The sequence below is a fragment of the Pseudoxanthomonas suwonensis genome (assembly GCF_010093235.1).
Classification (GTDB): Bacteria; Pseudomonadota; Gammaproteobacteria; order Xanthomonadales; family Xanthomonadaceae; genus Pseudoxanthomonas; species Pseudoxanthomonas suwonensis.
Genome location: NZ_PDWP01000004.1, coordinates 82,721 through 104,127, shown reverse-complemented (window position 1 = coordinate 104,127; position 21,407 = coordinate 82,721). Strand labels below are relative to the sequence as shown.

General features: G+C 71.4%; 16 protein-coding genes and 1 riboswitch. Of the genes, 10 read left to right on the top strand and 6 right to left on the bottom strand.

Going from position 1 to position 21,407, the window contains the following annotated elements; all coding sequences use genetic code 11:
- Positions 1-76 precede the first annotated feature (76 nt).
- The 6 genes from CSC68_RS02945 to CSC68_RS02920 all read left to right on the top strand — a co-directional run bounded on the left by CSC68_RS02945 (position 77) and on the right by CSC68_RS02920 (position 9,561).
- Positions 77-1,570, top strand: a complete 1,494-nt coding sequence (locus tag CSC68_RS02945; RefSeq protein ID WP_162202005.1) for a Wadjet anti-phage system protein JetA family protein — start codon at positions 77-79, stop codon at positions 1,568-1,570.
- Positions 1,567-2,229 (top strand): DUF4194 domain-containing protein, encoded by a 663-nt coding sequence (locus tag CSC68_RS02940; protein ID WP_162202004.1) that lies wholly within the window; start codon positions 1,567-1,569, stop codon positions 2,227-2,229. The genes CSC68_RS02945 and CSC68_RS02940 overlap by 4 nt, the downstream gene beginning before the upstream one ends.
- The gene (locus tag CSC68_RS02935) at positions 2,216-5,644 is read left to right on the top strand and encodes an SbcC/MukB-like Walker B domain-containing protein (protein WP_162202003.1); all 3,429 of its coding nucleotides are present in this window, start codon (positions 2,216-2,218) and stop codon (positions 5,642-5,644) included. The genes CSC68_RS02940 and CSC68_RS02935 overlap by 14 nt, the downstream gene beginning before the upstream one ends.
- A gap of 112 nt (positions 5,645-5,756) precedes the next feature.
- The gene (locus CSC68_RS02930) at positions 5,757-6,239 is read left to right on the top strand and encodes a hypothetical protein (RefSeq protein ID WP_162202002.1); all 483 of its coding nucleotides are present in this window, start codon (positions 5,757-5,759) and stop codon (positions 6,237-6,239) included.
- Positions 6,240-6,344: 105 nt separating this feature from the next.
- Positions 6,345-7,445: a PLP-dependent cysteine synthase family protein gene (locus CSC68_RS02925; RefSeq protein WP_162202001.1), complete on the top strand. Its 1,101-nt coding sequence runs from the start codon at positions 6,345-6,347 to the stop codon at positions 7,443-7,445.
- 91 nt (positions 7,446-7,536) lie between these two features.
- On the top strand, positions 7,537-9,561 hold the full coding sequence (locus CSC68_RS02920; protein WP_162202000.1) for a M3 family metallopeptidase: 2,025 nt from the start codon (positions 7,537-7,539) through the stop codon (positions 9,559-9,561).
- A gap of 47 nt (positions 9,562-9,608) precedes the next feature.
- Here the strand turns inward: CSC68_RS02920 and CSC68_RS02915 are convergent, their stop codons facing one another.
- The 3 genes from CSC68_RS02915 to fabA form a co-directional block, all read right to left on the bottom strand.
- The gene (locus tag CSC68_RS02915) at positions 9,609-11,021 is read right to left on the bottom strand and encodes an amidohydrolase family protein (protein WP_162201999.1); all 1,413 of its coding nucleotides are present in this window, start codon (positions 11,019-11,021) and stop codon (positions 9,609-9,611) included.
- A 186-nt stretch (positions 11,022-11,207) separates the two neighbouring features.
- Entirely contained in the window at positions 11,208-12,419 is a 1,212-nt protein-coding gene (gene fabB, locus CSC68_RS02910) for a beta-ketoacyl-ACP synthase I (protein ID WP_162201998.1), read from the bottom strand.
- 2 nt (positions 12,420-12,421) lie between these two features.
- A complete protein-coding gene (gene fabA / locus CSC68_RS02905) occupies positions 12,422-12,937 on the bottom strand; it encodes a 3-hydroxyacyl-[acyl-carrier-protein] dehydratase FabA (RefSeq protein ID WP_162201997.1) in 516 nt (171 codons plus the stop codon).
- Between the two features lie 187 nt (positions 12,938-13,124).
- On the opposite strand from fabA, the gene dinB reads away from it, so the two are divergent.
- Positions 13,125-14,243 (top strand): DNA polymerase IV, encoded by a 1,119-nt coding sequence (gene dinB, locus CSC68_RS02900; protein ID WP_162201996.1) that lies wholly within the window; start codon positions 13,125-13,127, stop codon positions 14,241-14,243.
- A 142-nt stretch (positions 14,244-14,385) separates the two neighbouring features.
- A complete protein-coding gene (locus CSC68_RS02895) occupies positions 14,386-16,176 on the top strand; it encodes a DUF885 domain-containing protein (RefSeq protein ID WP_162201995.1) in 1,791 nt (596 codons plus the stop codon).
- Positions 16,177-16,227: 51 nt separating this feature from the next.
- Here CSC68_RS02895 and btuB read toward each other — a convergent pair whose 3' ends face one another.
- Together btuB and CSC68_RS02885 are read right to left on the bottom strand one after the other, a co-directional pair.
- Positions 16,228-18,090 carry a TonB-dependent vitamin B12 receptor gene (btuB, locus tag CSC68_RS02890; protein WP_162201994.1) on the bottom strand — a complete coding sequence of 621 codons (1,863 nt, stop codon included), beginning with the start codon at positions 18,088-18,090 and terminating at the stop codon, positions 16,228-16,230.
- A 125-nt stretch (positions 18,091-18,215) separates the two neighbouring features.
- Positions 18,216-18,450, bottom strand: a riboswitch (cobalamin riboswitch).
- Positions 18,451-18,525: 75 nt separating this feature from the next.
- Positions 18,526-19,011 carry a GAF domain-containing protein gene (locus tag CSC68_RS02885; protein ID WP_162201993.1) on the bottom strand — a complete coding sequence of 162 codons (486 nt, stop codon included), beginning with the start codon at positions 19,009-19,011 and terminating at the stop codon, positions 18,526-18,528.
- 105 nt (positions 19,012-19,116) lie between these two features.
- Between CSC68_RS02885 and bioD the strand changes: the two genes are divergently transcribed.
- Positions 19,117-19,800: a dethiobiotin synthase gene (gene bioD / locus CSC68_RS02880; RefSeq protein ID WP_162201992.1), complete on the top strand. Its 684-nt coding sequence runs from the start codon at positions 19,117-19,119 to the stop codon at positions 19,798-19,800.
- Between the two features lie 40 nt (positions 19,801-19,840).
- Here the strand turns inward: bioD and CSC68_RS02875 are convergent, their stop codons facing one another.
- Entirely contained in the window at positions 19,841-20,860 is a 1,020-nt protein-coding gene (locus CSC68_RS02875; RefSeq protein WP_162201991.1) for a zinc-binding alcohol dehydrogenase family protein, read from the bottom strand.
- Between the two features lie 101 nt (positions 20,861-20,961).
- On the opposite strand from CSC68_RS02875, the gene CSC68_RS02870 reads away from it, so the two are divergent.
- Positions 20,962-21,327, top strand: a complete 366-nt coding sequence (locus CSC68_RS02870) for a winged helix-turn-helix transcriptional regulator (protein ID WP_162201990.1) — start codon at positions 20,962-20,964, stop codon at positions 21,325-21,327.
- Positions 21,328-21,407: the final 80 nt, after the last annotated feature.

The window sequence follows — 21,407 nt, the reverse complement described above, 5'->3', positions numbered from 1 at the left end:
CGCCGCCTGCACGGGCATGGCGCCGATCTGGGAAAATGGCGGCCGATCCGGGCCTGGCGCCCGGCAGGATTCCCGCTTGAGCAGTACCGCGTTCCCGTCCCTGTTCGCGCATGTGCCGGCCGGCGCCTTCGGGCCGCTGGCCTCGCCCAACCGCGAGCGCTACTGGCGCCTGCTGTGCCGGCTGTTCGACGAGTACTTCGGCCCGGACGCGCCGCTGCCGCCCAGCCATGGCTTCGCCCGGCGCGAGATCGTCGCCGCGCTGGAGCGCTACCTGCTGGCCGAGGAGACCTGGGAGGACGAGGGCGACGCCCCGCTGCAGGGCGGCCTGGCCGCGCGCGCGGCCGCCGTGTACGACCGCCTGCGCCAGGCCGGCTGGCTGCGCCAGGACAAGCTCGGCGCGCGCGAGATGGTGCTGATGCCACCGGCCCTGGCCCAGCTGTTGGGCACCCTGGTGGAGTTCGCCGATCGCGGTCCCACTTTCGTTTCGGCCAAGATCCGTTCGATCGAGCTGCAGCTGCAGCAGGTTGTCGACCGCCGCGCCGGCGGCGAGGCGCTGGACGAGGCGGCCGAACAGGCGCGCCGGCTGCTGTCCTCGCTGGCCTCGATGAGCCTGCAGGTGCGCGACCTGATGCCCGAGCTGGTGCGCTCGGAGACCACCGCCCAGTTCGCGCGGCAGTGGTTCGAGCGCTACGTGGCCCAGTTCTTCATCCGCGACTACGCCGACCTGCACCGCGCCGACCACCCGCTGGCGCGGCGCGCGCAGATCCTGCTGATGGTGCAGGAGATCGAGAACGGCCCGCTGCGCGAGGACATCGCCGCCTGGTACCGCGAGCACGTGGCCGAGGGCGACGATGCCCGTGCCCGCCAGCTGCTGCAGCGCAGCCTGATGCGCCTGCGCGAGCTGGAGCGCATCGATGAGTACCTCGCACGCCTGGACGAGGACATGCGCCAGGCCAACCGCCGCGCGCTGGCCTTCCTCGACTACCGCCTGCGCGCGCCGGACCGCCTGGACGTGCTGCTGCACCGCGCCGCCAGGGGTGCGCTGGCCGCCGACGAGAACGCGCTGCGCATGCCGGTCGGTCCGGGTGGGCTGATGGACGAGACTCAGCTGCGTGCGCCGCGCCGCCGTCCGCAGCCGATCCCGCGCAGCGCAAACAGCAATGCCCAGCCCAGCGCCGAGCAGATCGCGCGGCTGAGCCTGCTGCGGCGGATGAAGCGGGTGCGCCTGGTCACCGCCGAGGACATGGCCTCCTACGTCGGCCGCCAGCTGCCGGCCGGCGGCAGCGTCGACTCGGAAAAGCTGGATATCGCGACCATCCAGGACCTGCGCGCCTACCAGACCCTGCTGACCCTGGCCCTGCGTGGCAGCCGCCCCGGCGGCCTGCGTCGCGACGACCCGCTCAACCGCCTGCTGCGCGGCTTCCGCGTCGAACTGGTCGACGGCGGCGAGCCGGGCGACAACGGCTGGCTGCGCGCGCCACGCTTCGTCGTCCACCACGCCGCAGGCCGCGGCCCCTCCGCTTCCAATGCCGCGCGCGCCAGCGCGCAGGCCGAGCCCGATCCCGCATGAAACGTTCCTGGAACACCCTCAGCCAGCAGTCCAACGGCATGTACGCTGTGGCCGACTTCGAGCGCGCCGCCTACCGCCTGGTCACCGAGCAGGTGCTGTACGCCAGCGATGCGCGCTCGCGCAGCGCCTACCACCTGGTGGAGGCCTACCTCGAGGACTTCGCCTCCGCGCTGGACCCGTTGGGCATCCGCCTGGAGCGCAACGCCCACCACCGCTACGTGGTCGCCCTGCCCAAGCGCGGCGAGGGCACGCCGGTGCGCCTGGACGAAACCCTGCTGCTGCTGGTCCTGCGCCAGCGCTACGACGAGGGCATGAAGCAGGGCCTGGTCGAGGAGCTGGGCGAGGTGGTGGTCGAGCTGCCGGACCTGCAGGAGGCCTGGCCGGCGCTGACCGGGCGGCCGATGCCTGAGGTCGGCGCGCTGCGCGCGCTGGCCGCCACCGCGCGCCGCTGGGGCGTGTGCCGCCTGGTCGAGGGCGAGCCGGACGACCTGCAGCCGTTCCACCTGGTGGTGCGGCCGGCGATCGTGGACATCGTCGGCGAGCAGTGGCTGCACCGCCTGGACCAGCACAACCTGGGCGGCGGCGGGCCCGATGCCGAAGGCGACCCCGATGGCGACGCCGACACCCTGGACGCGGAGGACGACCATGCAGCTGCTTGAGCGCATGCACCTCGTGCAGTACTTCCTGTTCGAGGCCAAGACCCTGCAGCTGGACCGCACGTCGGCCATCATCGCGCCCAACGGCGCGGGCAAGAGCGCGCTGCTGGACGCGCTGCAGCTGGTCCTTCTCGGCGGCGACCGCCGCCATATCCACTTCAATGCCCAGGCCGGCGGCAAGGCGCGTGCGCGCAGCATCCGCGACTACTGCCTGGGCGTGTACCGCAGTGGCGAGGACGGTCGCAAGCGGCGCACCGCCACCACCTACGTGACCCTGGTGTTCCGCGACGAGGAGACCGGTACCCCGCTGACCGCGGGCATTTCGCTGGGCGCCTCGGTAGACGAGCCCGAGCATCGCCAGCACGGCCTGTTCCTGCTGCCGGGCGTGGCCCTGGAGCTGGAAGACCACCTGGAGAAGGTCGACGGCCGCGAGCTGCCGCTGGAGTGGAGCCGCTTCCGCGAGCTGGCCGCCAAACGCTGCCGCAAGGCCGGCACCACGCCGGAGTTCCACGCCAGTGGCGAGCGCTTCGTCAAGGACCTGCTGCACCGCCTGCGTCCCGGCAGCGGCGCCGGCGTGGACTTCAACGCCTACCGCAAGGCCTTCCAGAACGCGCTCAACCTGCAGCGCGTCGAGGACGTGGACCTGTTCGTGCGCACCCTGGTGGCCGAGGACCGGCCTACCGACATTGCCCGCTTCAAGGCGCTGCTGGACAGCTTCCGCCAGATCAAGGAACGCATCGAGCAGCTTGAACGGCGCATCGCCGAGGCCGAGGCGGTGGACGCGCAGTACGGCAAGGTCGCCGCGCAGGCCCAGCGTGCCGCCTCCTACCGCGCGCTGGCGGCCGAATACGCCCGCGACCTGCTCGGCGAGCAGGTCGAGCAGGCGCAGTCGGACTGCGATGCCGGCCGCGAGGAGCTGGCCGCCGCCGGCCTGGCGCTGGAGCAGGCGCGCGCCGAGCGGCGCAGCCTGCAGGAGGAATACGAACGCGTCCGCGAGCAGCTGCAGGGCAGCGCCGGCTATGGCGAACAGGCCTCGTTCCGCGAACTGGCCGGGCGCGACCGCGAGCAGCTGCAGCGCCTGCAGTCCGACCTGCTGCGTCGCCTGGAACATCTGCGCGAACCGCTGCAGGAACTGGCCGCGCTGCGCCTGCCGGGCGTGGACGAGGCTGGCCTGGCCAGGGCGCTGGGGCCGCTGGAAGAGCTGCGCGACGAAGTGGCGGCTGCCGCCGATGGCGATGGCGAGGGCCCCGCGCCCGAAGTGTTCCATGCGCGCCTGAAGCAGGCCCTGGCCGCTGCCGCGCCGGTGCAGGCCACGGTTGCCGCCTGGGCGCGGCAGTCGCACGAAGCCTGGCAGCTGGCGCGTGCGCGCCGCGACGCCGCGCGCGGCAACCAGCAGCGCCTGGACGCCGGCCAGGCCAACCTGCGCGACGAGGTCATGCGCCTGGTGAACCACCTGCGCGAGGCCGGGATCGAGGCGCAGCCGGTGTGCGACCTGGTGCGGGTCACCGACAAGCGCTGGCAGCCGGCGATCGAGGCCTACCTGCGCAGCCATGTCGAGGCCCTGCTGGTGCCGGCCGGACGCGAAGAGGACGCGGTGCGCGTCTATCGTTCGCTGCAGGGCGCCCGCGCCGTCTACGGGGTGAAGCTGGCCCTGCCCAGCCAGGCCCGCAGCCATCGCCAGGAGCGCCTGGCCGAGGACAGCGTCGCCGCCCTCATCGAGGGCGACAACGCCGATGCGGTGGCGTACCTGCGCCGCCAGCTTGGCGACCTGCGCTGTGTCGAGACCGAGGCCGAGGTGGTGCGCACGCGCCAGGGCCTGACCCGCGACGGCCTGGTGGCCAAGGGCGGCGGCATCGAGCGACGGCGCCTGCCGTCCAGCGGCGAGCTGAAGATCGGCGTGGCCCAGGACGGCGAGCGCCTGCGCCTGCTGCGCGCCGAGCTGGAGAACGCCGAGCGCGAGCTGCGCCAGTGCGAGCCGGAGGCGCGCCGCGCCGAGGCGCTGCGGCAGAAGCGGGCGCGGCTGGACGGCGACGACGTCGCCCGCGGCCTGCACGGGCTGCTGCTGCAGTACCGCCAGGTGCTGGCCCGTTACCAGGCGCTGGAGCGCAGCCACGCCGACGCGGTCGACCCCGACCTGCTGCGCCTGGGCGAGCGCGCCACCGCGCTGAAGGCGCAGGTGCAGAAGGCCGAGTCCACGATCGAGTCGCTGGTGCGCGCCGAGGCCCTGGCCCAGGGCGAACTGGAGCGGCGCCAGGCGCTGCTGCGCGCGCTGCAGGCGCAGGAGGAGATCGTCGCCCGCAACGCGGTCGAGGCCTTCCGCGATCCGCACGTCGATCCCAACCGGGTCGAGCAGCTGCGCGAGGAGCTGGAGGCGAAGGGCACCGGCCTGGAAGAAGCGCGCAACCTGTGCGAACGCCGCGCCCAGGACAACGACCGCCAGCTGGCCTCGCTGCTGCCGGAGGCCTGGAGCCAGCTGCAGCGCTATGCCGGCAGCCATGGCCTGGACCTGGATTTCGCCGCCGACGCATGGAAGCCGGCGCGCGCGCTGATGCAGCGCGAGCTGGTGCAGTTGCGCGAAACCGAGCTGGTCAACTACCGCGCCGAGGCCGACCGCGCCTACGAAACCGCGGTGGAGACCTTCCGCTCCAACGTCGCCAACACCCTGCACGACAACTTCGTGCGGCTGAAGGCGCAGATCGACGCGCTCAACCGCACCCTGCGCAACAGCCCGGCGTTCTCCAACAACGAGCGCTACCGCTTCCACTACGAGGTGGTGGCCGAGTACCGCGACCTGCACCGCTTCATCCAGAAGGTGGCCGACGTCGGCGCCGAGGACACCCTGTTCGGCACCGCCGGCGAGGTCCCGGAGGCGTTCCGCCAGCTGATCGAGGACAGCGCCAGCGCGAAGCTGGCCGCCTCCCCGCTGGACGACTACCGCCGTTTCTTCCACTTCGGCGTGGAGATCCGCCAGGACGACCGGGTGATCGGCACCCTCAGCGAGCGCATGCGCTCGGGCTCCGGTGGCGAGCACCGCGCGCCGCTGTACGTGATCGCCGGTGCAGCGCTGGCCGCGGCCTACGGCAAGAGCGAGGCGCATCCGGGCGGCATCGGCGTGATCCTGCTGGACGAGTTCGGCGACAAGATCGACGCCCAGAACGCCCGCGCCACCACCAACTACCTGCGCTCGCTGGGCCTGCAGCTGGTGCTGGCGGCGCCGGACACCGCGCAGGGCACGTTGTCGGGCGTGCTGGACAGCTACATCGAGCTGTTCCGCGATGGCGACCTGCTCCAGGCCGAACGGATCGAGGTCAAGGAGGCGGCGCGCGAGCTGCTGCTGTCCGACCAGTTCGACCTGCATCCGGAGCTGCTGGCCGAGGAGCTGGAGCGGCTGGCGCGGGAGACCGGCGCGACGACCTGACCACGTCGCTGAACGGAAGGCCTGCCCTGGCTGGCACTCGGCCCGGGCGGCTGCCAGCACGGCGCGCCGGACAGTACTAGCCTCGAACCTGTCTTCATGGCAGGAGGAAGACATGTTCGAGATGAAACAGGGGGCGCCGGCCGAGCTGTGGCAGGCGCTGGTGCGGGACGCGGCCGGACGCACCGGCCACCCGCTGGATGAATCGCGAGAGGCCTACCTGGTGTTCGTGCTGCTGCGCTACCAGGGCGACGCCCGGCTTCTTGCGCATACCCATGCGCTGGACTGGCTGCACGCCCAGGCGCAGGTGGGGCGGCTGCGCGCCGATGCCCTGCGCGACGTGGGTGACCGCTGCCTGCTGGTGGCCGGCCTGTTCCCGGGCCGGGCCGCGCGCCGCCGGGTGAGCGTGGACTACTTCGTCGACCTCGGCCGTGGCGCCTACCGCGAGGTGGCCGAGGCCAGCCGCGCCGCCTACGCCGCGCTGTTCGACCAGCTGGCCGAGGGCTACCGCGAACTGGTGGAGGTCCTGCGCGGGCTGCGTGGCGGGCCGCGGCTCCCGCACGCCTGGCCCGCCATGGCCGGCCGCACCCGGCACTGAACCGTTGCCACTGGCGGGCGCGCCGTCGCGATGGCGACGGCGTGCCCGGTTCCGGTTGCGCGTGGCGGGGCGGATAATCGGGCCTTTCCATCGCCGTGGATCGCCATGTCGCAGCGCGAGTGGGTGGCCGCCGCCATCCGCAAGATCGAGGCCGACTTCAACCGTTCGGCCGATACCCACCTGATCCCGATGCCGCTGCCCGGCTATCCCGGCATCGACGTCTACCTCAAGGACGAATCCAGCCATCCCACCGGCAGCCTCAAGCACCGGCTGGCGCGCTCGCTGTTCCTGTACGCGCTGGCCAATGGCTGGCTGCGCGAGGGCAGCACGGTGATCGAGGCCTCCAGCGGCTCGACCGCGGTGTCGGAGGCCTACTTCGCGCGGCTGCTGGGCCTGCCCTTCATCGCCGTGATCCCGGCCTCGACCTCGCCGGAGAAGATCGCGGCGATCGAGTTCCAGGGCGGCCGCTGCCACCTGGTCGACAGCCCATGCACGATCAACGAGGTTTCGGCCCGGCTGGCACGCGAGACCGGCGGCCACTTCATGGACCAGTTCACCTACGCCGAACGGGCCACCGACTGGCGCGCCAACAACAACATCGCCGAGTCCATCTTCAAGCAGATGGCCGAGGAACCGCATCCGGTGCCGGCATGGATCGTGTGCGGCCCGGGCACCGGCGGCACCAGCGCGACCCTGGGACGCTACGTGCGCTACCGCCGCCACGACACCCGCGTGCTGTGCGCCGACCCGGAGCATTCGGTGTTCTACGACTACTACCGCGGCGCGCTGGAGGGGCAGGCCGATCCGTCGCTGGCGCTGCCCGGCGGTTCCCGCATCGAGGGCATCGGCCGGCCGCGTGTGGAGGCCAGCTTCATTCCGTCCTGCGTGGACGCGATGGCCAGGGTGCCCGATGCCCTGAGCCTGGCGGCAATGCGCCACGTCAGCGCGGTGCTGGGGCGCCGCGTCGGCGGTTCGACCGGCACCAACTTCGTCGGCGTGCTGCGCGCCGCGCAGTCCATGCACGAGGCGGGGCAGGGCGGTTCGATCGTGACCATCCTGTGCGACAGCGGCGACCGCTACGCCCACAGCTATTACGATCCGGCCTGGTATTCGCGGCACGGGATCGAGGTGGAGGCGGCGGACCAGGCCATCGCCCGCGCCGTGGCCGGCGAGCCCCTGCCGCTGGAGGCCTGCGGCGATCTGTGATCCGGCCTGGCGCGGGTTGAAATCCCCGCTGCCGGGCGCATCTGCAAGTACACACGCGGCGCTGCCGCCCCCACCGCAACCGCGAGGTCCCATGGACAATCCGCTGCTCGACTTCTCCGGCCTCCCCCGTTTCGACCAGATCCGGCCCGAACACGTCGGTCCGGCCGTGGACACCCTGCTGGAACAGGCGGAAGCCGCGGTGAGGCGGGCCGAGACGGTCAGTCCGGTCACCTGGGACAGTTTCGTGACCCCGCTGGAGGACGCCACCGAGCGCCTGTGGCGCGCCTGGGGCCAGGTCCAGCACCTGCAGGCGGTGATGAACACCCCGGAGCTGCGCGAGGCGTACAACGCCAACCTGCCGCGGGTGATCCGTTTCGGTGCCTCGCTGGGCCAGAACCTGGCCCTGTATTCCCAGTACAAGGCCCTGGCCGCTTCGGCCGAATACGCCGGCTACGACGCGGTGCGGCGCAAGGTGGTGGAGAACGCCCTGCGCGACTTCCGCCTCGGCGGCGCCGAACTGGACGAGGCTTCCAAGCAGCGCTTCGCCGCGATCCAGGAAGAGCTGGCTGCCCTGTCGGCGAAGTTCTCGCAGAACGTGCTCGACGCCACCGACGCCTTCGCCCTGTACGTGGAGGACCAGTCGCGCCTGGCCGGGCTGCCGGCCGAGGTGGTGGCTGCCGCCCGCTCGGCCGCGGAGAAGGACGGCAAGCCGGGCTGGAAGCTGACCCTGCAGATGCCGTGCTACCTGCCGGTACAGACCTACGCCGAGGACCGCAGCCTGCGCGAGGCGCTGTACCGCGCCCACGGCCTGCGCGCCTCCGAGGCCGGCCCGGCCGAGTGGGACAACAGCGGCAACATCGACCGCATCGTCGCCCTGCGCGGCGAACTGGCCGCGCTGCTGGGCTTTTCCAGCTCCGCCGAGTACTCGCTTGCCACCAAGATGGCGCAGAGTCCGGACGAGGTGCTGGGCTTCCTGCGCGACCTGGCCGGCCGCGCGCTGCCGTTCGCACGCCGCGACCGTGCCGAACTGGAAGCCTTCGCCCGCGACGAGCTGGGCCTGGACGAGCTGCAGCCATGGGACCTGGCCTGGGCCAGCGAGAAGCTCAAGCAGTCCCGCTACAGCTACTCCGAGCAGGAGGTGAAGGACTACTTCACCGAACCGAAGGTGCTTGCCGGCCTGTTCGGCGTCATCGAGTCGCTCTACCAGGTGAAGGTGAAGCCGGACACCGCGCCGCTTTGGCACGAGGACGTGCGCTTCTACCGCGTCGAGGATGCGCAGGGCCGCCTGCTGGGCCAGTTCTACCTGGACCCGTATGCCCGCGAGGGCAAGCGCGGCGGGGCCTGGATGGACGATTGCCGCAACCGCCGCGTCCGCGCCGACGGCGTGCAGACGCCGCTGGTCTACCTCGTGTGCAACTTCGGCAAGCCCGCGCCCGGCAAGCCGGCGACCCTGCGCTTCAACGAGGTCACCACCCTGTTCCACGAGATGGGCCACGGCCTGCACCAGCTGCTGACCGCCATCGACGAGCTGCCGGTGGCCGGCATCAACGGCGTGGAATGGGACGCGGTGGAGCTGCCCAGCCAGTTCATGGAGAACTTCTGCTGGGAGTGGGAGCGGGTGCAGGCCATGACCGCCCACGTGGACACCGGCGCGCCGCTGCCGCGCGAACTGTTCGACAGGATGCTGGCGGCGAAGAACTTCCAGGCCGGCATGTTCACCGTGCGCCAGCTGGAGTTCGCCCTGTTCGACATGGAGCTGCACAGCCGCTTCGATCCGGCCCGGGACAGCGTCCTGCAGTTGCTGGAGCGGGTGCGCGACGAGGTCGCGGTCAATCGCGCCCCGGCGTGGCACCGTTTCCCGCACCAGTTCAACCACATCTTCGCCGGCGGCTACGCGGCCGGCTACTACAGCTACAAGTGGGCCGAGGTGCTCAGCGCCGACGCCTATGCTGCGTTCGAGGAAACCCCCGGGCAGCTGGCCGAAACCGGCGCCCGCTTCCTGCGCGAGATCCTTTCCCGCGGCGGCAGCCGCAGCGCGCTGGAGAACTTCAAGGCCTTCCGCGGCCGCGAGCCCAGCCTCGACGCCCTGCTGCGCCACAACGGCATGGCGGCGTGAGGCATCCCCCTCCCCCGCCGGGGAGGGGATGGGGGGGCAGGGTCGGATCAGCGGGCTGCGCCAGCCTCCGCTTCCCGCGCGCTGGCGGCTGCCGCGGCATAGGCTGCGCGTATGGCCGCCTTGCGCGCCTCCAGGTCGTCCCGCGGATACCAGCGGCCGTCGGCCATCACGCCCAGGGGTGATGCAAGGGTGGCGAGGTCGCGCAGTGGATCGGTGGCCACCAGCAGCAGGTCTGCGCGCGCACCTCCTGCCACCACGCCCGATAGCGGAAGCTCGGGGCGATGCCGACGCAGGAATTCGCCGGGCGTGCGGGTGGCGGTCGCAAGCGCCGCATGTGGCGTAAGCCCGGCCTCGACCAGCGCGGCGAGGTTGCGATGCAGTGCAAAGCCCGTGACCAGGCCGGGGATGCTGGGGGCATCGGTACCCGAGAGCAGCGGCACGCCCGCCTCGTCCATGGCTTTGGTGAAGCGGTGCAGGAACTGCAGGCGTGCGTCGAGGCTTCCATCCCGGCGGCTGTAGCCCTGCCTGGGCCAGGACACACGCATCTGCGGCGGCAGGTAGCGCGATTCCGGCGAGCGCAGGAAGGATTCGACCACCTCCGGCCGACCCCATTGCCGGGCGATCGCCTCGTAGGTCACCAGGTCGGCGACGACGGTTGCACCGTGCCGGCGCAGCAGGCTGATGGCGCCCTGCATCTGCTCCTCTCCCGGTGCCGCGTTCGGATCCGCATCCGATGGCTCGGGAAAGAATGCGTAGAGGAATTCCTCCGCATGCGCCACCAGCGACTGCCCCGCTTCCAGCTGTCGCTGCAGGCCAACGTCCTTCACGCCGTGGCCGACAAGTCCGACGCCGTGCTCCCGCGCCTCCCTGGCCAACGCCTCGAAAGCCGGCGCGGACAGCGTGTTGTAGACCTTGATGAAGTCGTAGCCGTTCCTGGAGGCGAGCCGCACCGCGGCCTGCGCGTCTCCCGCATCGGCGACCACGAGGTGGCCATAGCGCGGGGATCCATCGACCGCCAGCGCCGCCAGGATCCTCGGCCCGGCGCTCTCGCCGTTGGCCACCGCGTGGCGCATGCGCCCGACGAAGCTGTTGGGTGCTTCGCCCATGTGCAGCGTCGTGGTGATGCCGAGGGCCAGCAGCAACTCCTGGTCCTGTGGCGCGTGGGCGTGGTTATGCATGTCGGCCAGTCCCGGCAGCAGCCAGGCACGCCCATTGCCGTCGACCACGCGCGCGCCCTCGGGTATCTCCAGGGACGGGGCCACGGCGACGATGCGGCCGCCGTCGACCAGTACCGAGTGGTTGTGCAGTACGCCGGGCCGGTCCATCGGCAGGACATGGACATCGACGAAGGCAAGTGTTTCCTGCTCCGGAACGGCCGGTCGGGCGAGTGCCGGCGCGGCGGCGGCGGTCAGGCAGGCCAACAGCGCCCTGCAGGCATGGCGGCGGAATCGGGAATGCAAGGGACGGCTCCCGGAAAAGACGAGTCCCGATACTGCGTCAGTTGCCTTGTCCGCATCAGCGCACGTCGTCACATCCACGGGCATCACCGTGCCGTGCCAGCCCGACGGTGACGGGGCAGCAGGTTCCTCCGGGAAAGAAAAAGCCCGGCTTTCGCCGGGCTTTTCCGTGTCCTGCCGTCGTGGCGCTCAGGCCCGCGCGAACACCAGGGTCGCGTTGGTGCCGCCGAAGCCGAAGCTGTTGGACATCACCACGTCCAGCTGCGCATCGCGGCTCTCGCGCGCGATCGGGAAGCCTTCGGCCTTCGGGTCCAGGGTCTCGATGTTGGCCGAGCCGGCGATGAAGCCGTCGCGCATCATCAGCAGGCTGTAGATCGCCTCGTGCACGCTGGCCGCGCCGAGCGAATGGCCGGAGAGCGCCTTGGTCGAGGAGATTGGCGGCATGTCGTCGCCGAACACCTCGCGCACCGCGTTGAGCTCCACGATGTCACCCAGCGGGGTCGAGGTGCCGTGGGTGTTGAGGTAGTCGACCTTGCGGCCGCCCAGGTTCTCCATCGCCATGTGCATGCAGCGCACCGCGCCCTCGCCGGACGGGGCCACCATGTCGGCGCCGTCGGAGGTCACGCCGTAGCCGACCAGCTCCGCGTGGATGCGCGCGCCGCGGGCCACCGCGTGGTCCCAGTCCTCCAGCACCAGCATGCCGCCGCCACCGGCGATGACGAAACCATCGCGGCCGGCGTCGTACGGACGCGAGGCCTTCTCCGGGGTGTCGTTGTACGAGGACGACAGTGCGCCCATGGCGTCGAACATCACGCTCATGGTCCAGTCCAGGTCCTCGCCGCCGCCGGCGAACACCACGTCCTGCGCGCCGTGGCGGATCAGGTCCGCGGCCGCGCCGATGCAGTGCGCCGAGGTCGCGCAGGCGGCGCTGATGGAATAGCTGACGCCCTTGATCTTGAGCGCGGTGGCCAGGTTGGCCGACACGGTCGAGCACATCGTGCGCGGGACCATGTACGGGCCGACCTTGCGCACGCCCTTCTCGCGCAGGAGGTCGGCGGTCTCCACCTGCCAGCGGCTGGAACCGCCGCCGGAGCCGGCGACCAGGCCAGTGCGCGGATGGCTTACCAGGTCCTCATCCAGGCCGGCATCGGCGATGGCGTCGCGCATGGACACGTAGCTGTAGGCCGCCGCGTCGCTCATGAAGCGCTTGAGCTTGCGGTCGATCCCCGCGTCCAGGTCCAGGTCCACCGCACCGCCGACCTGGCTGCGCAGGCCGTGCTCGGCGGCATCGGGCAGGTGGCGGATGCCGGCGCGTCCCTCGCGCAGCGCGGCCGAGACGGGGTCCAGGTCGTTGCCCAGGCAGGAGGCGATGCCCATGCCGGTAATGGCGACGCGACGCATGATCAGAAATCCTCCGTCGAGGTGAACAGGCCCACGCGCAGGTCCCTGGCGGTGTAGATCTCGCGGCCGTCGACCAGCATGCGCGCGTCGGCCTGGGCCATCACCAGCTTGCGGTTGATCACGCGGCTGATGTCGATCTCGTAGGTGACCAGCCTGGCGGTGGGAAGCACCTGGCCGAAGAACTTCACCTCGCCGCAGCCCAGGGCGCGGCCGCGGCCGGGGGCGCCCAGCCAGGTCAGGAAGAAGCCGACCAGCTGCCACATGGCGTCCAGGCCCAGGCAGCCGGGCATCACCGGATCGCCGATGAAGTGGCACTGGAAGAACCACAGGTCCGGGCGGATGTCGAGCTCGGCGCGGATGAAGCCCTTGCCGTACTTGCCGCCGTCGTCGTTGATCTCGACGATGCGGTCGAACATCAGCATCGGGTCGGCAGGCAGGCGGGCGTCGCCGGTGGCGAACAGTTCACCGCGGCCGCTGGCCTCCAGCTGCTCACGGGTGAACGAAGAAGCGCGGTTCATGCGGAATCCGGTGGAGAAAGGACTGAAGCGTGCCCGACGCTGGCGTTTCAATCAATTGTTTGAGCCGTGAAGGCCGGTGCACGGCCCTCGCGAGCATGGTGATCCGCGGCCGGCCATGAGCCGGCGGGGCCATCGCAGGCGCCCCGGCCCCACCCCGTGCCCCGGACCGGTCCACAATGACGGGGCAATGCAGGCCCCGCCCGTTCCAGCCCAGCGCAAGATCATCCACGTGGACATGGACGCGTTCTACGCGTCGGTGGAGCAGCGCGACGACCCTTCCCTGCGCGGGCGCCCGGTGGTCGTGGCCTGGCGCGGTGCGCGCTCGGTGGTCTGCGCCGCCTCCTACGAGGCCCGCAAGTTCGGGGTGCGCTCGGCCATGCCGGCGCTGCGCGCCGAGCGGCTATGCCCGGACGCGGTGTTCGTGCCGCCGGATTTCGTCCGCTACAAGGCCGTTTCGCGCCAGGTGCGGCAGATCATGCTCGAGCACACCGACCTGGTGGAGCCGCTGTCGCTGGACGAGGCGTACCTGGACGTGACGTCGCCGAAGACCGGCCTGCCCAGCGCCACCGCGGTGGCCGAGGCGATCCGCGCCAGGATCCGTGCCGAGACCGGGCTGACCGCCTCGGCCGGCGTCGCACCGAACAAGTTCCTGGCCAAGATCGCCTCGGACTGGGACAAGCCGGACGGCCTGTTCGTGATCCGCCCGCAGCACGTGGAGCGGTTCCTGACCCCGCTGCCGGTCGAGCGCATCCCCGGCGTGGGCAAGGTCATGCAAGGAAAACTGGCGCAGCTGGGCATCGCCACCGTGGGCGACCTGCGCGCAGGGCCGCTGGAGGAGCTGCAGCAGCGCTTCGGCAGCTTCGGCGCGGCCCTGTACCGGCGCGCGCGCGGCATCGATGAGCGCCCTGTGGAGCCGGACCAGCCGGTGCGCTCGGTCTCCTCCGAGGACACCTTCGCCGAGGACCTGCCGCTGGAGGCGCTGGAGCCAGCGATCCGGCAGCTGGCGGAGAAGACCTGGAACGCCTCGCGCCGTGCCGGCCGCACCGGCCATACCGTGGTCCTCAAGCTCAAGACCGCGCAGTTCCGGATCCTGACCCGGAGCCTGACCCTGGAGCGGCCGCCAGCATCGGCGGCCGAGCTGGCGGAACTGGCCTGCGCCCTGCGCGAGCGGGTGTCGCTGGCGGCCGATACCCGCTACCGCCTGGTTGGCGTGGGCCTGTCCGGCTTCCGCGATGCGGACGAGGCCGCGCCACAGGGCGACCTGTTCGACGACCTGGCCGCGCCCGCGGAAGCCACGGCGCGCTAGCCCCTCTGGCAGGGGGCGCGGGCGGGGACGCCGGCTACCATCGGCTGTCCGCGCCTGCCGGCGCGATCGGCGCTGCCGTAGCCTCCGCGAACATTGGTCGTGGACGCCGGCGGCGCCGCCCAGCCGCCAATCCGGAGCGTCCATGTCCCATCCGTCCCGTGCCTCGGTCCTCGTCCTGTCCATGCTGCTGTCTCCCGGGCTTGCCGCGGCCGCCATGCCGGCTGCAGCCGGCAGCCGCCAGGTCGCCCAGGCCGGCACCCCCGCGCAGGCCCTGCGCGCGCTGTACACGGCCGAATGGGAATGGCGCCAGCGCGAATACGGCCACGAATACATCGATGGCCGCTGGCAGCCAGGCACGCGCATGCCCGCGGTGAAGCCGGCGGACTGGGAGCGGCGTGCCGCCTACTGGGACCAGGTGCTGCGCGACCTCGACCGCATTGCGCTGGAGCAGCTGCCGGGCGAGGAGCGGATCAATGCCGAGGTGTTCCGGGCGATGGTCGAGACGGATCGCAACAATGCCCGCTGGCGCACCTGGGAAGCGCCTTTCAACAGCGACAGCTTCTTCTGGGCCGAGGTGGTGCCGTGGGCGCCGTACCGCACGGAGGCGGAGTGGCGCCGCTTCATCGCGCGCCTGCGCGACGTGCCACGGTATTTCGCCGACCAGCGCGCCAACATGGAGGCCGGCCTGGCGCGCGGCTGGAGCGTGCCGCGGGCCTCCCTGGACGGCCGCGACCGCACCATCGAGCCGTACACCCGGACCGGTGCCGGCAATCCCGCGCTGGACGTGTTCGACGCCATCCCGGCCTCGATCCCGGGGGACGTGCGCAAGGCGCTGCGTGAGGAGGGCCGCGCCGCGGTGCTCCAGCACGTGGTCCCGGCCTACCGCGAGCTGCTGGACTACTACCGCAACCGATACCTGCCGCGCACCCGCACCACCGTGTCGGCGCGCGACCTGCCGGGCGGGGCGGAGTTCTACCGCAGCCAGATCCGCGAGTACGTCACCCTGGACATGACTCCGGCGCAGATCCACCAGTTGGGCCTGGCCGAGGTGGAGCGGATCTCGGCGGAAATGCGCGATGTGATGGCACGCGTCGGGTTCGAGGGCAGCTTCGAGGAATTCCTGCAGTTCCTGCGCACTGATCAGCGGTTCTATGCGAAGACCCCGCGCGAGCTGCTGGCGGCCGCCTCGTACCACGCCAAGCGCATCGACGGCGAGCTCAACCACGTGATCGGCACGCTGCCGCGCTACCGCTTCACCATCCGCCCGGTGCCGGACGACATCGCGCCCAACTACACCTCCGGCCGTGGCGGCCTGGAGTCGTGCCTGTTCAACACCTACGACCTGCCTTCGCGGCCGCTGTACAACCTGCCGGCGCTGGTGCTGCACGAGTGCGCGCCCGGGCACAGCCTGCAGGCCGCGCTGGCGCTGGAGGCGCCGGAGCGGCCCGAGTTCCGCCAGCAGGTCTACTTCTCCGGCTACGGCGAGGGCTGGGGCCTGTACACCGAATGGCTCGGTACCCGGATGGGGATCTACGAGACCCCGTACGAGGAGTTCGGCCGCCTGACCTTCGAGATGTGGCGCGCCGCGCGCCTGGTGATCGACACCGGCCTGCACGAGTACGGCTGGAGCCGGCAACAGGCGATCGACTACCTCGCCAGCCACACCGCGCTGGCGCAGATCGACGTGGTCAACGAGGTCGACCGCTACATCTCCTGGCCGGGACAGGCGCTTTCCTATTACATCGGCTACCGCACCCTGCTGGACCTGCGTCGCGAAGCGGAGGAGGAACTGGGCCCGCGTTTCGACCAGAAGGCCTTCCACGACATGGTGCTGGGCCTGGGCGCGGTGCCGCTGTCGACCCTGCAGCGCGAGGTGCGGGCGTCCATCGCCGCGGAGAAGGCGAAGCCGGAACCGGGCGCGGCGCAGGGCTGAGGCCGGCGCCACCCCGCGGCAGGCGCCAGGGCGGCGCCTGCCTCTGACCGCTCACGGCGTGCGGTACTGCAGAGCCAGGGCGTACTCGCGCCCGGGCTGGTTGTACCAGGCCGCGGTTTCGTAGCTGCGGTCGAACACGTTGTTCGCCTTGGCCTGCAGGGTCCACGCCGGCGACAGGGTCCACTCCAGGCGCAGGTCGACCAGTCCGTAGCCGCCCAGGCGGGTGGTGTTGGCGACATCGTCGTAGCGGTTGCTGGCGCCGGTGACGCTCAGGCCTGCATTGAACACGCCGAAGCGGCGGTCCACGTCGATGCGGCCGGTGCGGCGCGCGCGCCGCGGCAGCCAGTTGCCGTCGTTGAGGCCGTCGCTGTCGTTGCGCGGATCCAGCCAGCTCAGTTCCAGCGCCAGGTCGAAGCCGGCCAGCGCGGTGGCCGCGGTCAGCTCGGCGCCGCGGATGCGGGCGCGGTCGATGTTCACCAGGTTGAAGCCGGTGTCATAGCCGATCAGTTCGTCGATCCGGGTCTGGAACACGTCCACGCCCAGGCTCCAGCCTTCGCCCTGGCCGTGCACGCCAAGGTTCACGCTGCGCGACTCCTCCGGTTCCAGCAGCGGATTGCTGAAGCCGGGGTAGTACAGGTCGTTGAAGGTCGGCGCCTTGAAGCCGGTTCCGGCGCTGGCGGCCAGGCGCCAGGTCCCGTCCAGGTCGAAGCCGTAGCCGAGGCTGCCGGTGGCGTGGTCGCCGAACTGGGCGTTGTCGTCGTTGCGCACGCTGGCCTGCAGCGAGTGCGCGCCGAAGCGGCCCTGGTACTCGACGAAGGCGCCGAGGTTGTCGCGGCGGTCGCGGTCGAAACCGTTGGCGCTGGCGACATGGTCGTCCTGCCAGTCCAGGCCGGCGCTGAGCAGCTGGTCGGCGCCGAAACCCGCATCCAGCTGCAGCGAGGCCAGGTCGCGGCGGGTGCGGAACACGTTGACCAGGGTGCGCGAGGCGCCGTCGCGGTGGTAGCCGTGGGCGTCGTCGCGGGTACGGCCGAGCTGGGCCTGCAGGGAGACACGCTCGGCGATGCGCCAGTCGAGGCGGCCGCCGACCACCTGCTGCAGGTTGTCGGCTTCGTTGCCGCCGAACACGCTGCCGTCGTACTCGTTGCGGCTGGCGGAGTCGAGCAGGTGCGCCTGCACTTCCACGTCCTCGCCCAGCTTCATTCCGCCGCGCAGGTTGAGCGAGGTGTTGCGGTGGCCGTCCCGATCCGGCTCGTCCACGTAGCAGCCGGCGCCCCAGCCCGCGGCGGTGCCGCGGCAGGCGTTGAAGCCCTCTTCCTCGCGGTGGCCGGCGCGGGCCGCGACCCAGCCACCCTGGCCGCGGTACGACAGGCCGGCATTGGCCTCGCGCAGTCCATGGCTGCCCACGCCGATGCGCAGGTCCTGGCGCAGGCCATCGCCGGCGGCGCGGGTGAACACCTGGATCACGCCGCCGATCGCCTCCGAGCCGTACAGGCTGGAGCGCGGCCCGCGCACGATCTCGATCCGCTCGACCTGGTCCAGGGGGATGTCCTGCAGCGCGGGCATGCCGTTGCTGGCCGCACCGATGCGCATGCCGTCGACCAGCATCAGCACGTGGTCGGACTCGGTGCCGCGCAGCATCAGTGCGCTGACCTTGCCGTGACCGCCCTGGTTGGACAGGTTGATGCCGGCGCGGCCGCGCAGCAGATCCTGCAGCGAGCCGGCCTGGCTGCGCTCGATGGCGGCGCGGTCGATCACCTGCACCGGCACCAGGCTCTCGTGCACGGACTGGACGGTACGGGTAGCGGTGACCACGACCTGGTCGAGGTCGGTGGCCGCCTCCAGCGCGAAGGCGCTGGCAGGCGCCAGGGCAGCGGCCATGGCAAGGCAAAGCGGACGGAACGGGGACGGCTTCATGCATCTCTCCTGGGGTCGCGCACGCCCGCGCGACATGGCGGTAGGGGCTGCAAGGCAGGAGGGGATGCAAACGCCAGGCGCGTGCGGACGACACGCATCTGCCGCCCACGATGCCCACCGCATCGCAACCAGTCGTCTTCCGGGCCGGTCTCCGGGCTCGCGGGCGAACAGGCGCGTGGCCTGCTCCATCCGGGCGCCTTCCCATGCGATTCGCACAGTGGCGGTGTGCCCGGACTTGTCCTGCTTACCGTTGCGGGGGCAGCGCCGGACTATCCGCGTGGCCTGGGGCCGCGCCGGACTCACCGGCTTCCCGTTTCAACCGCGGCCCATGCCGCGGTCACCCGAAAGTGCGCGCAGTCTATGCCGAAGAGGCAGGGCGGGCAAAGGAGCGGGACGGAGGGCAGGCCGTGGCGGCCATGCCCTCGGGTGCCGCGATCAGCGCAGCGACTGCACGAAGGCGGCGGCGATGGCTTCCAGGCCGGCCTGGTCGTCCGCGTCGAAGCGGTCGGGCTCCGGGCTGTCCAGGTCGAACACGCCGATCAGGGAGTCGCCATCGACCAGCGGCACGACCAGCTCCGAACGCGAGGCCGAGTCGCAGGCGATATGGCCCGGGAAGGCATGCACGTCGGCCACGCGCTGGGTCTGGCGGGTGCTCGCCGCCGCGCCGCACACGCCCTTGTCCAGGGGGATGCGCACGCAGGCCGGCAGGCCCTGGAACGGACCCACGACAAGTTCCTCGCCGTCGTGGAAGTAGAAGCCGACCCAGTTGAGCGCGGGCAGGGCGTGGTAGACCAGTGACGACAGGTTGGCGGCATTGGCGATGCGGTCGCGTTCGCCATGCAGCAGGCCGCGCACCTGCGACAGGAGCTGGTCGTACTGTTCCGGCTTGCTGCCGGTAAGCGGGATGGTGGTGAAGGACATGCGCGCATGTTACCTGCAGCGCCGGCCGGACATCGCACGGGTCGCGGGATGCTGCGTGGCGCGTATGATCCGCCGGCCGCATCCGGCGGCCGACTGGAGTTGGAGATGGACCTGGGCAGCGTCGACCGCCTCTACGTCACCGGCACCGATACCGGCGCCGGCAAGACCCTCGCCAGCTGTGCCCTGCTGCATGCGCTGCGCAACGCGGGCCGGCGCGCGGTCGGCATGAAGCCGGTGGCCAGCGGTTGCGAGCGCATCGAAGGGGCGTGGCGCAACGAGGATGCGCTGGCGCTGCAGGCGGCCAGCGATCCGCGACCGGCCTATGCCGACCTCAATCCCTGTGCGCTGCCGGAGCCGCTGGCGCCGGAACTGGCCGCGCGCGCCGCCGGTGTCGGGATCACGCTGCCGCCGTTGCTGGAAGCCTTCGGCCGCCTGCGCGCGCAGGCGGACGTCGTCGTCGTCGAGGGCGTGGGCGGCTGGGCCGCGCCGCTGGCCGGTGATATCGACCAGGCCGACCTGGTGCGCGCGCTGGAGGCGCCGGTGGTGCTGGTGGTCGGCATGCGCCTGGGCTGCCTCAACCATGCCCGCCTGACCGCGCGCGCGATCGCCGCCGACGGGTTCCGGCTGGCCGGCTGGATCGCCAGCGAGGTCGATCCGCACATGGCCTGCCGCGAGGAGAACCTCGCACTGCTTTCGGCGCGCCTGGACGCGCCCTGCCTGGGCCGGCTGCCGTACTGCCCGGCGCCGGATCCGGCGCGGCTGGCGTCGAACCTGTCGCTGGCCGGCTGAGGCGCGCCCCGGGCGGGCGCGCCCCAGCCGCGGTCCCGGCTCAGCCTTCGAAGCCGGCCAGGGTGGTCTTGCCGATCGCCTTGCCGCTTTCCAGCAGGGCATGCGCCTGGCGCAGGTTGGCGGCATTGATCGCGCCCAGCGAACCGGTGCGGGTGGTGGAGATCTTCCCCGCGTCCACCAGGCGTGCCACCTCGCCCAGGATTTCCTGCTGGCGCTGCAGGTCCGCCGTGCCGAACAGCGGGCGGGTGAACATCAGCTCCCAGTGGATCGACAGGCTCTTGCGCTTGAGCGGCAGGATGTCCAGCGAGGCCGGGTCGTCGATCAGCGCGATGCGGCCCTGCGGTGCGATCAGGTCCACGATGTCGGCCAGGTAGCGGTCGGTGTGGGTGGTCGAGAACACGAAGGCCGGCGCGCCCAGGCCCAGCGCCGCGACCTGCGGCGCCAGCGGCTGGCGGTGGTCGATGACGTGGTGGGCGCCCATCTTCTTCACCCATTCCACGGTTTCCGGGCGCGAGGCCGTGGCGATCACGGTCAATCCGGTGAGCGCGCGCGCCAGCTGTATGGTGATCGACCCGACGCCGCCGGCGCCGCCGATCACCAGCAGGGCATGGGCCGAACCGGGCACAGGGTCGTGCACGCGCAGGCGGTCGAACAGGGTTTCCCAGCCGGTCAGGGAGGTCAGCGGCAGGGCGGCCGCGTCCTCGTCGCCCAGGGTCCGCGGCGCATGCGCGGCGATGCGCGCATCCACGGCCTGCAGCTGGGCGTTGGATCCGGGCCGGTCGATCTGGCCGGCGTAGTACACGCGGTCGCCGGGCTGGAACCCTTCGACCCGGCTGCCGACCGCCCGCACCTGGCCGACCGCGTCCCAGCCGAGGATGCGGTGGCTGCCGGCCTCGGGCTGGGCTGAGGCGCGGACCTTCACGTCCACGGGGTTGACCGAGATGGCGCGGACTTCGACCAGCAGGTCGTGTTCGCCGTATTCCGGATCCGGCAGCTCCAGGTCGACCAGCGAGCGCGGGTCGGAAGCGGGCAGGGGCCCGGTGGTGCCGATCGCTTTCATGGCGTGCTCCAAGCGTTCTGGGGGGAGCGCAATTTCGCGCTTATCCTGTCGCCATGGAAGTACGCACATGCCGTGCACATAGTGTCGAAGAAGGTACCGCCATGGCCCGCACTCCCCACGCACGCTTCGACTGCACCGCCGGTTGCACGGTGGAGGCCACCCTCGAGCTGATCGGCGGCAAGTGGAAGGGCGTGATCCTCTACCGCCTGCTGGAAGCGGACGTGCTGCGCTTCAACGAGCTGCGGCGCATGCTGCCGCGGATCACCCAGCGCATGCTCACCAACCAGCTGCGCGAGCTGGAGGGCGCCGGGCTGGTGGCGCGCACCGTCTATCCGGAAGTACCGCCAAGGGTGGAGTACCGGCTCAGCGACTATGGCCGCACCCTGGCGCCGGTGATCCGGGCATTGAAGGCGTGGGGCGACCAGCACATCGGCCGCACGGCGGCTGGTGCGGACCAGGCCGCCTGAGAGACAAAAAAAGGCCCGGCAGCGGGAGGGGATGCTGCCGGGCCTGGTTTGCGCGGGGGAGGGGGTCCGCGCAAAGACTT

Coding starts and splice junctions, on each gene's coding strand:
- fabB (WP_162201998.1), bottom strand. CDS start 12,419: ATGCGTCGCGTCGCCATTACCGGCATGGGCATCGCCTCCTGCCTGGGC.
- dinB (WP_162201996.1), top strand. CDS start 13,125: ATGCAGGCCCCGCCCGTTCCAGCCCAGCGCAAGATCATCCACGTGGAC.
- CSC68_RS02895 (WP_162201995.1), top strand. CDS start 14,386: ATGTCCCATCCGTCCCGTGCCTCGGTCCTCGTCCTGTCCATGCTGCTG.
- btuB (WP_162201994.1), bottom strand. CDS start 18,090: ATGAAGCCGTCCCCGTTCCGTCCGCTTTGCCTTGCCATGGCCGCTGCC.
- CSC68_RS02875 (WP_162201991.1), bottom strand. CDS start 20,860: ATGAAAGCGATCGGCACCACCGGGCCCCTGCCCGCTTCCGACCCGCGC.
- CSC68_RS02925 (WP_162202001.1), top strand. CDS start 6,345: ATGTCGCAGCGCGAGTGGGTGGCCGCCGCCATCCGCAAGATCGAGGCC.
- CSC68_RS02930 (WP_162202002.1), top strand. CDS start 5,757: ATGTTCGAGATGAAACAGGGGGCGCCGGCCGAGCTGTGGCAGGCGCTG.
- CSC68_RS02940 (WP_162202004.1), top strand. CDS start 1,567: ATGAAACGTTCCTGGAACACCCTCAGCCAGCAGTCCAACGGCATGTAC.
- CSC68_RS02870 (WP_162201990.1), top strand. CDS start 20,962: ATGGCCCGCACTCCCCACGCACGCTTCGACTGCACCGCCGGTTGCACG.
- CSC68_RS02920 (WP_162202000.1), top strand. CDS start 7,537: ATGGACAATCCGCTGCTCGACTTCTCCGGCCTCCCCCGTTTCGACCAG.
- CSC68_RS02885 (WP_162201993.1), bottom strand. CDS start 19,011: ATGTCCTTCACCACCATCCCGCTTACCGGCAGCAAGCCGGAACAGTAC.
- fabA (WP_162201997.1), bottom strand. CDS start 12,937: ATGAACCGCGCTTCTTCGTTCACCCGTGAGCAGCTGGAGGCCAGCGGC.
- bioD (WP_162201992.1), top strand. CDS start 19,117: ATGGACCTGGGCAGCGTCGACCGCCTCTACGTCACCGGCACCGATACC.
- CSC68_RS02935 (WP_162202003.1), top strand. CDS start 2,216: ATGCAGCTGCTTGAGCGCATGCACCTCGTGCAGTACTTCCTGTTCGAG.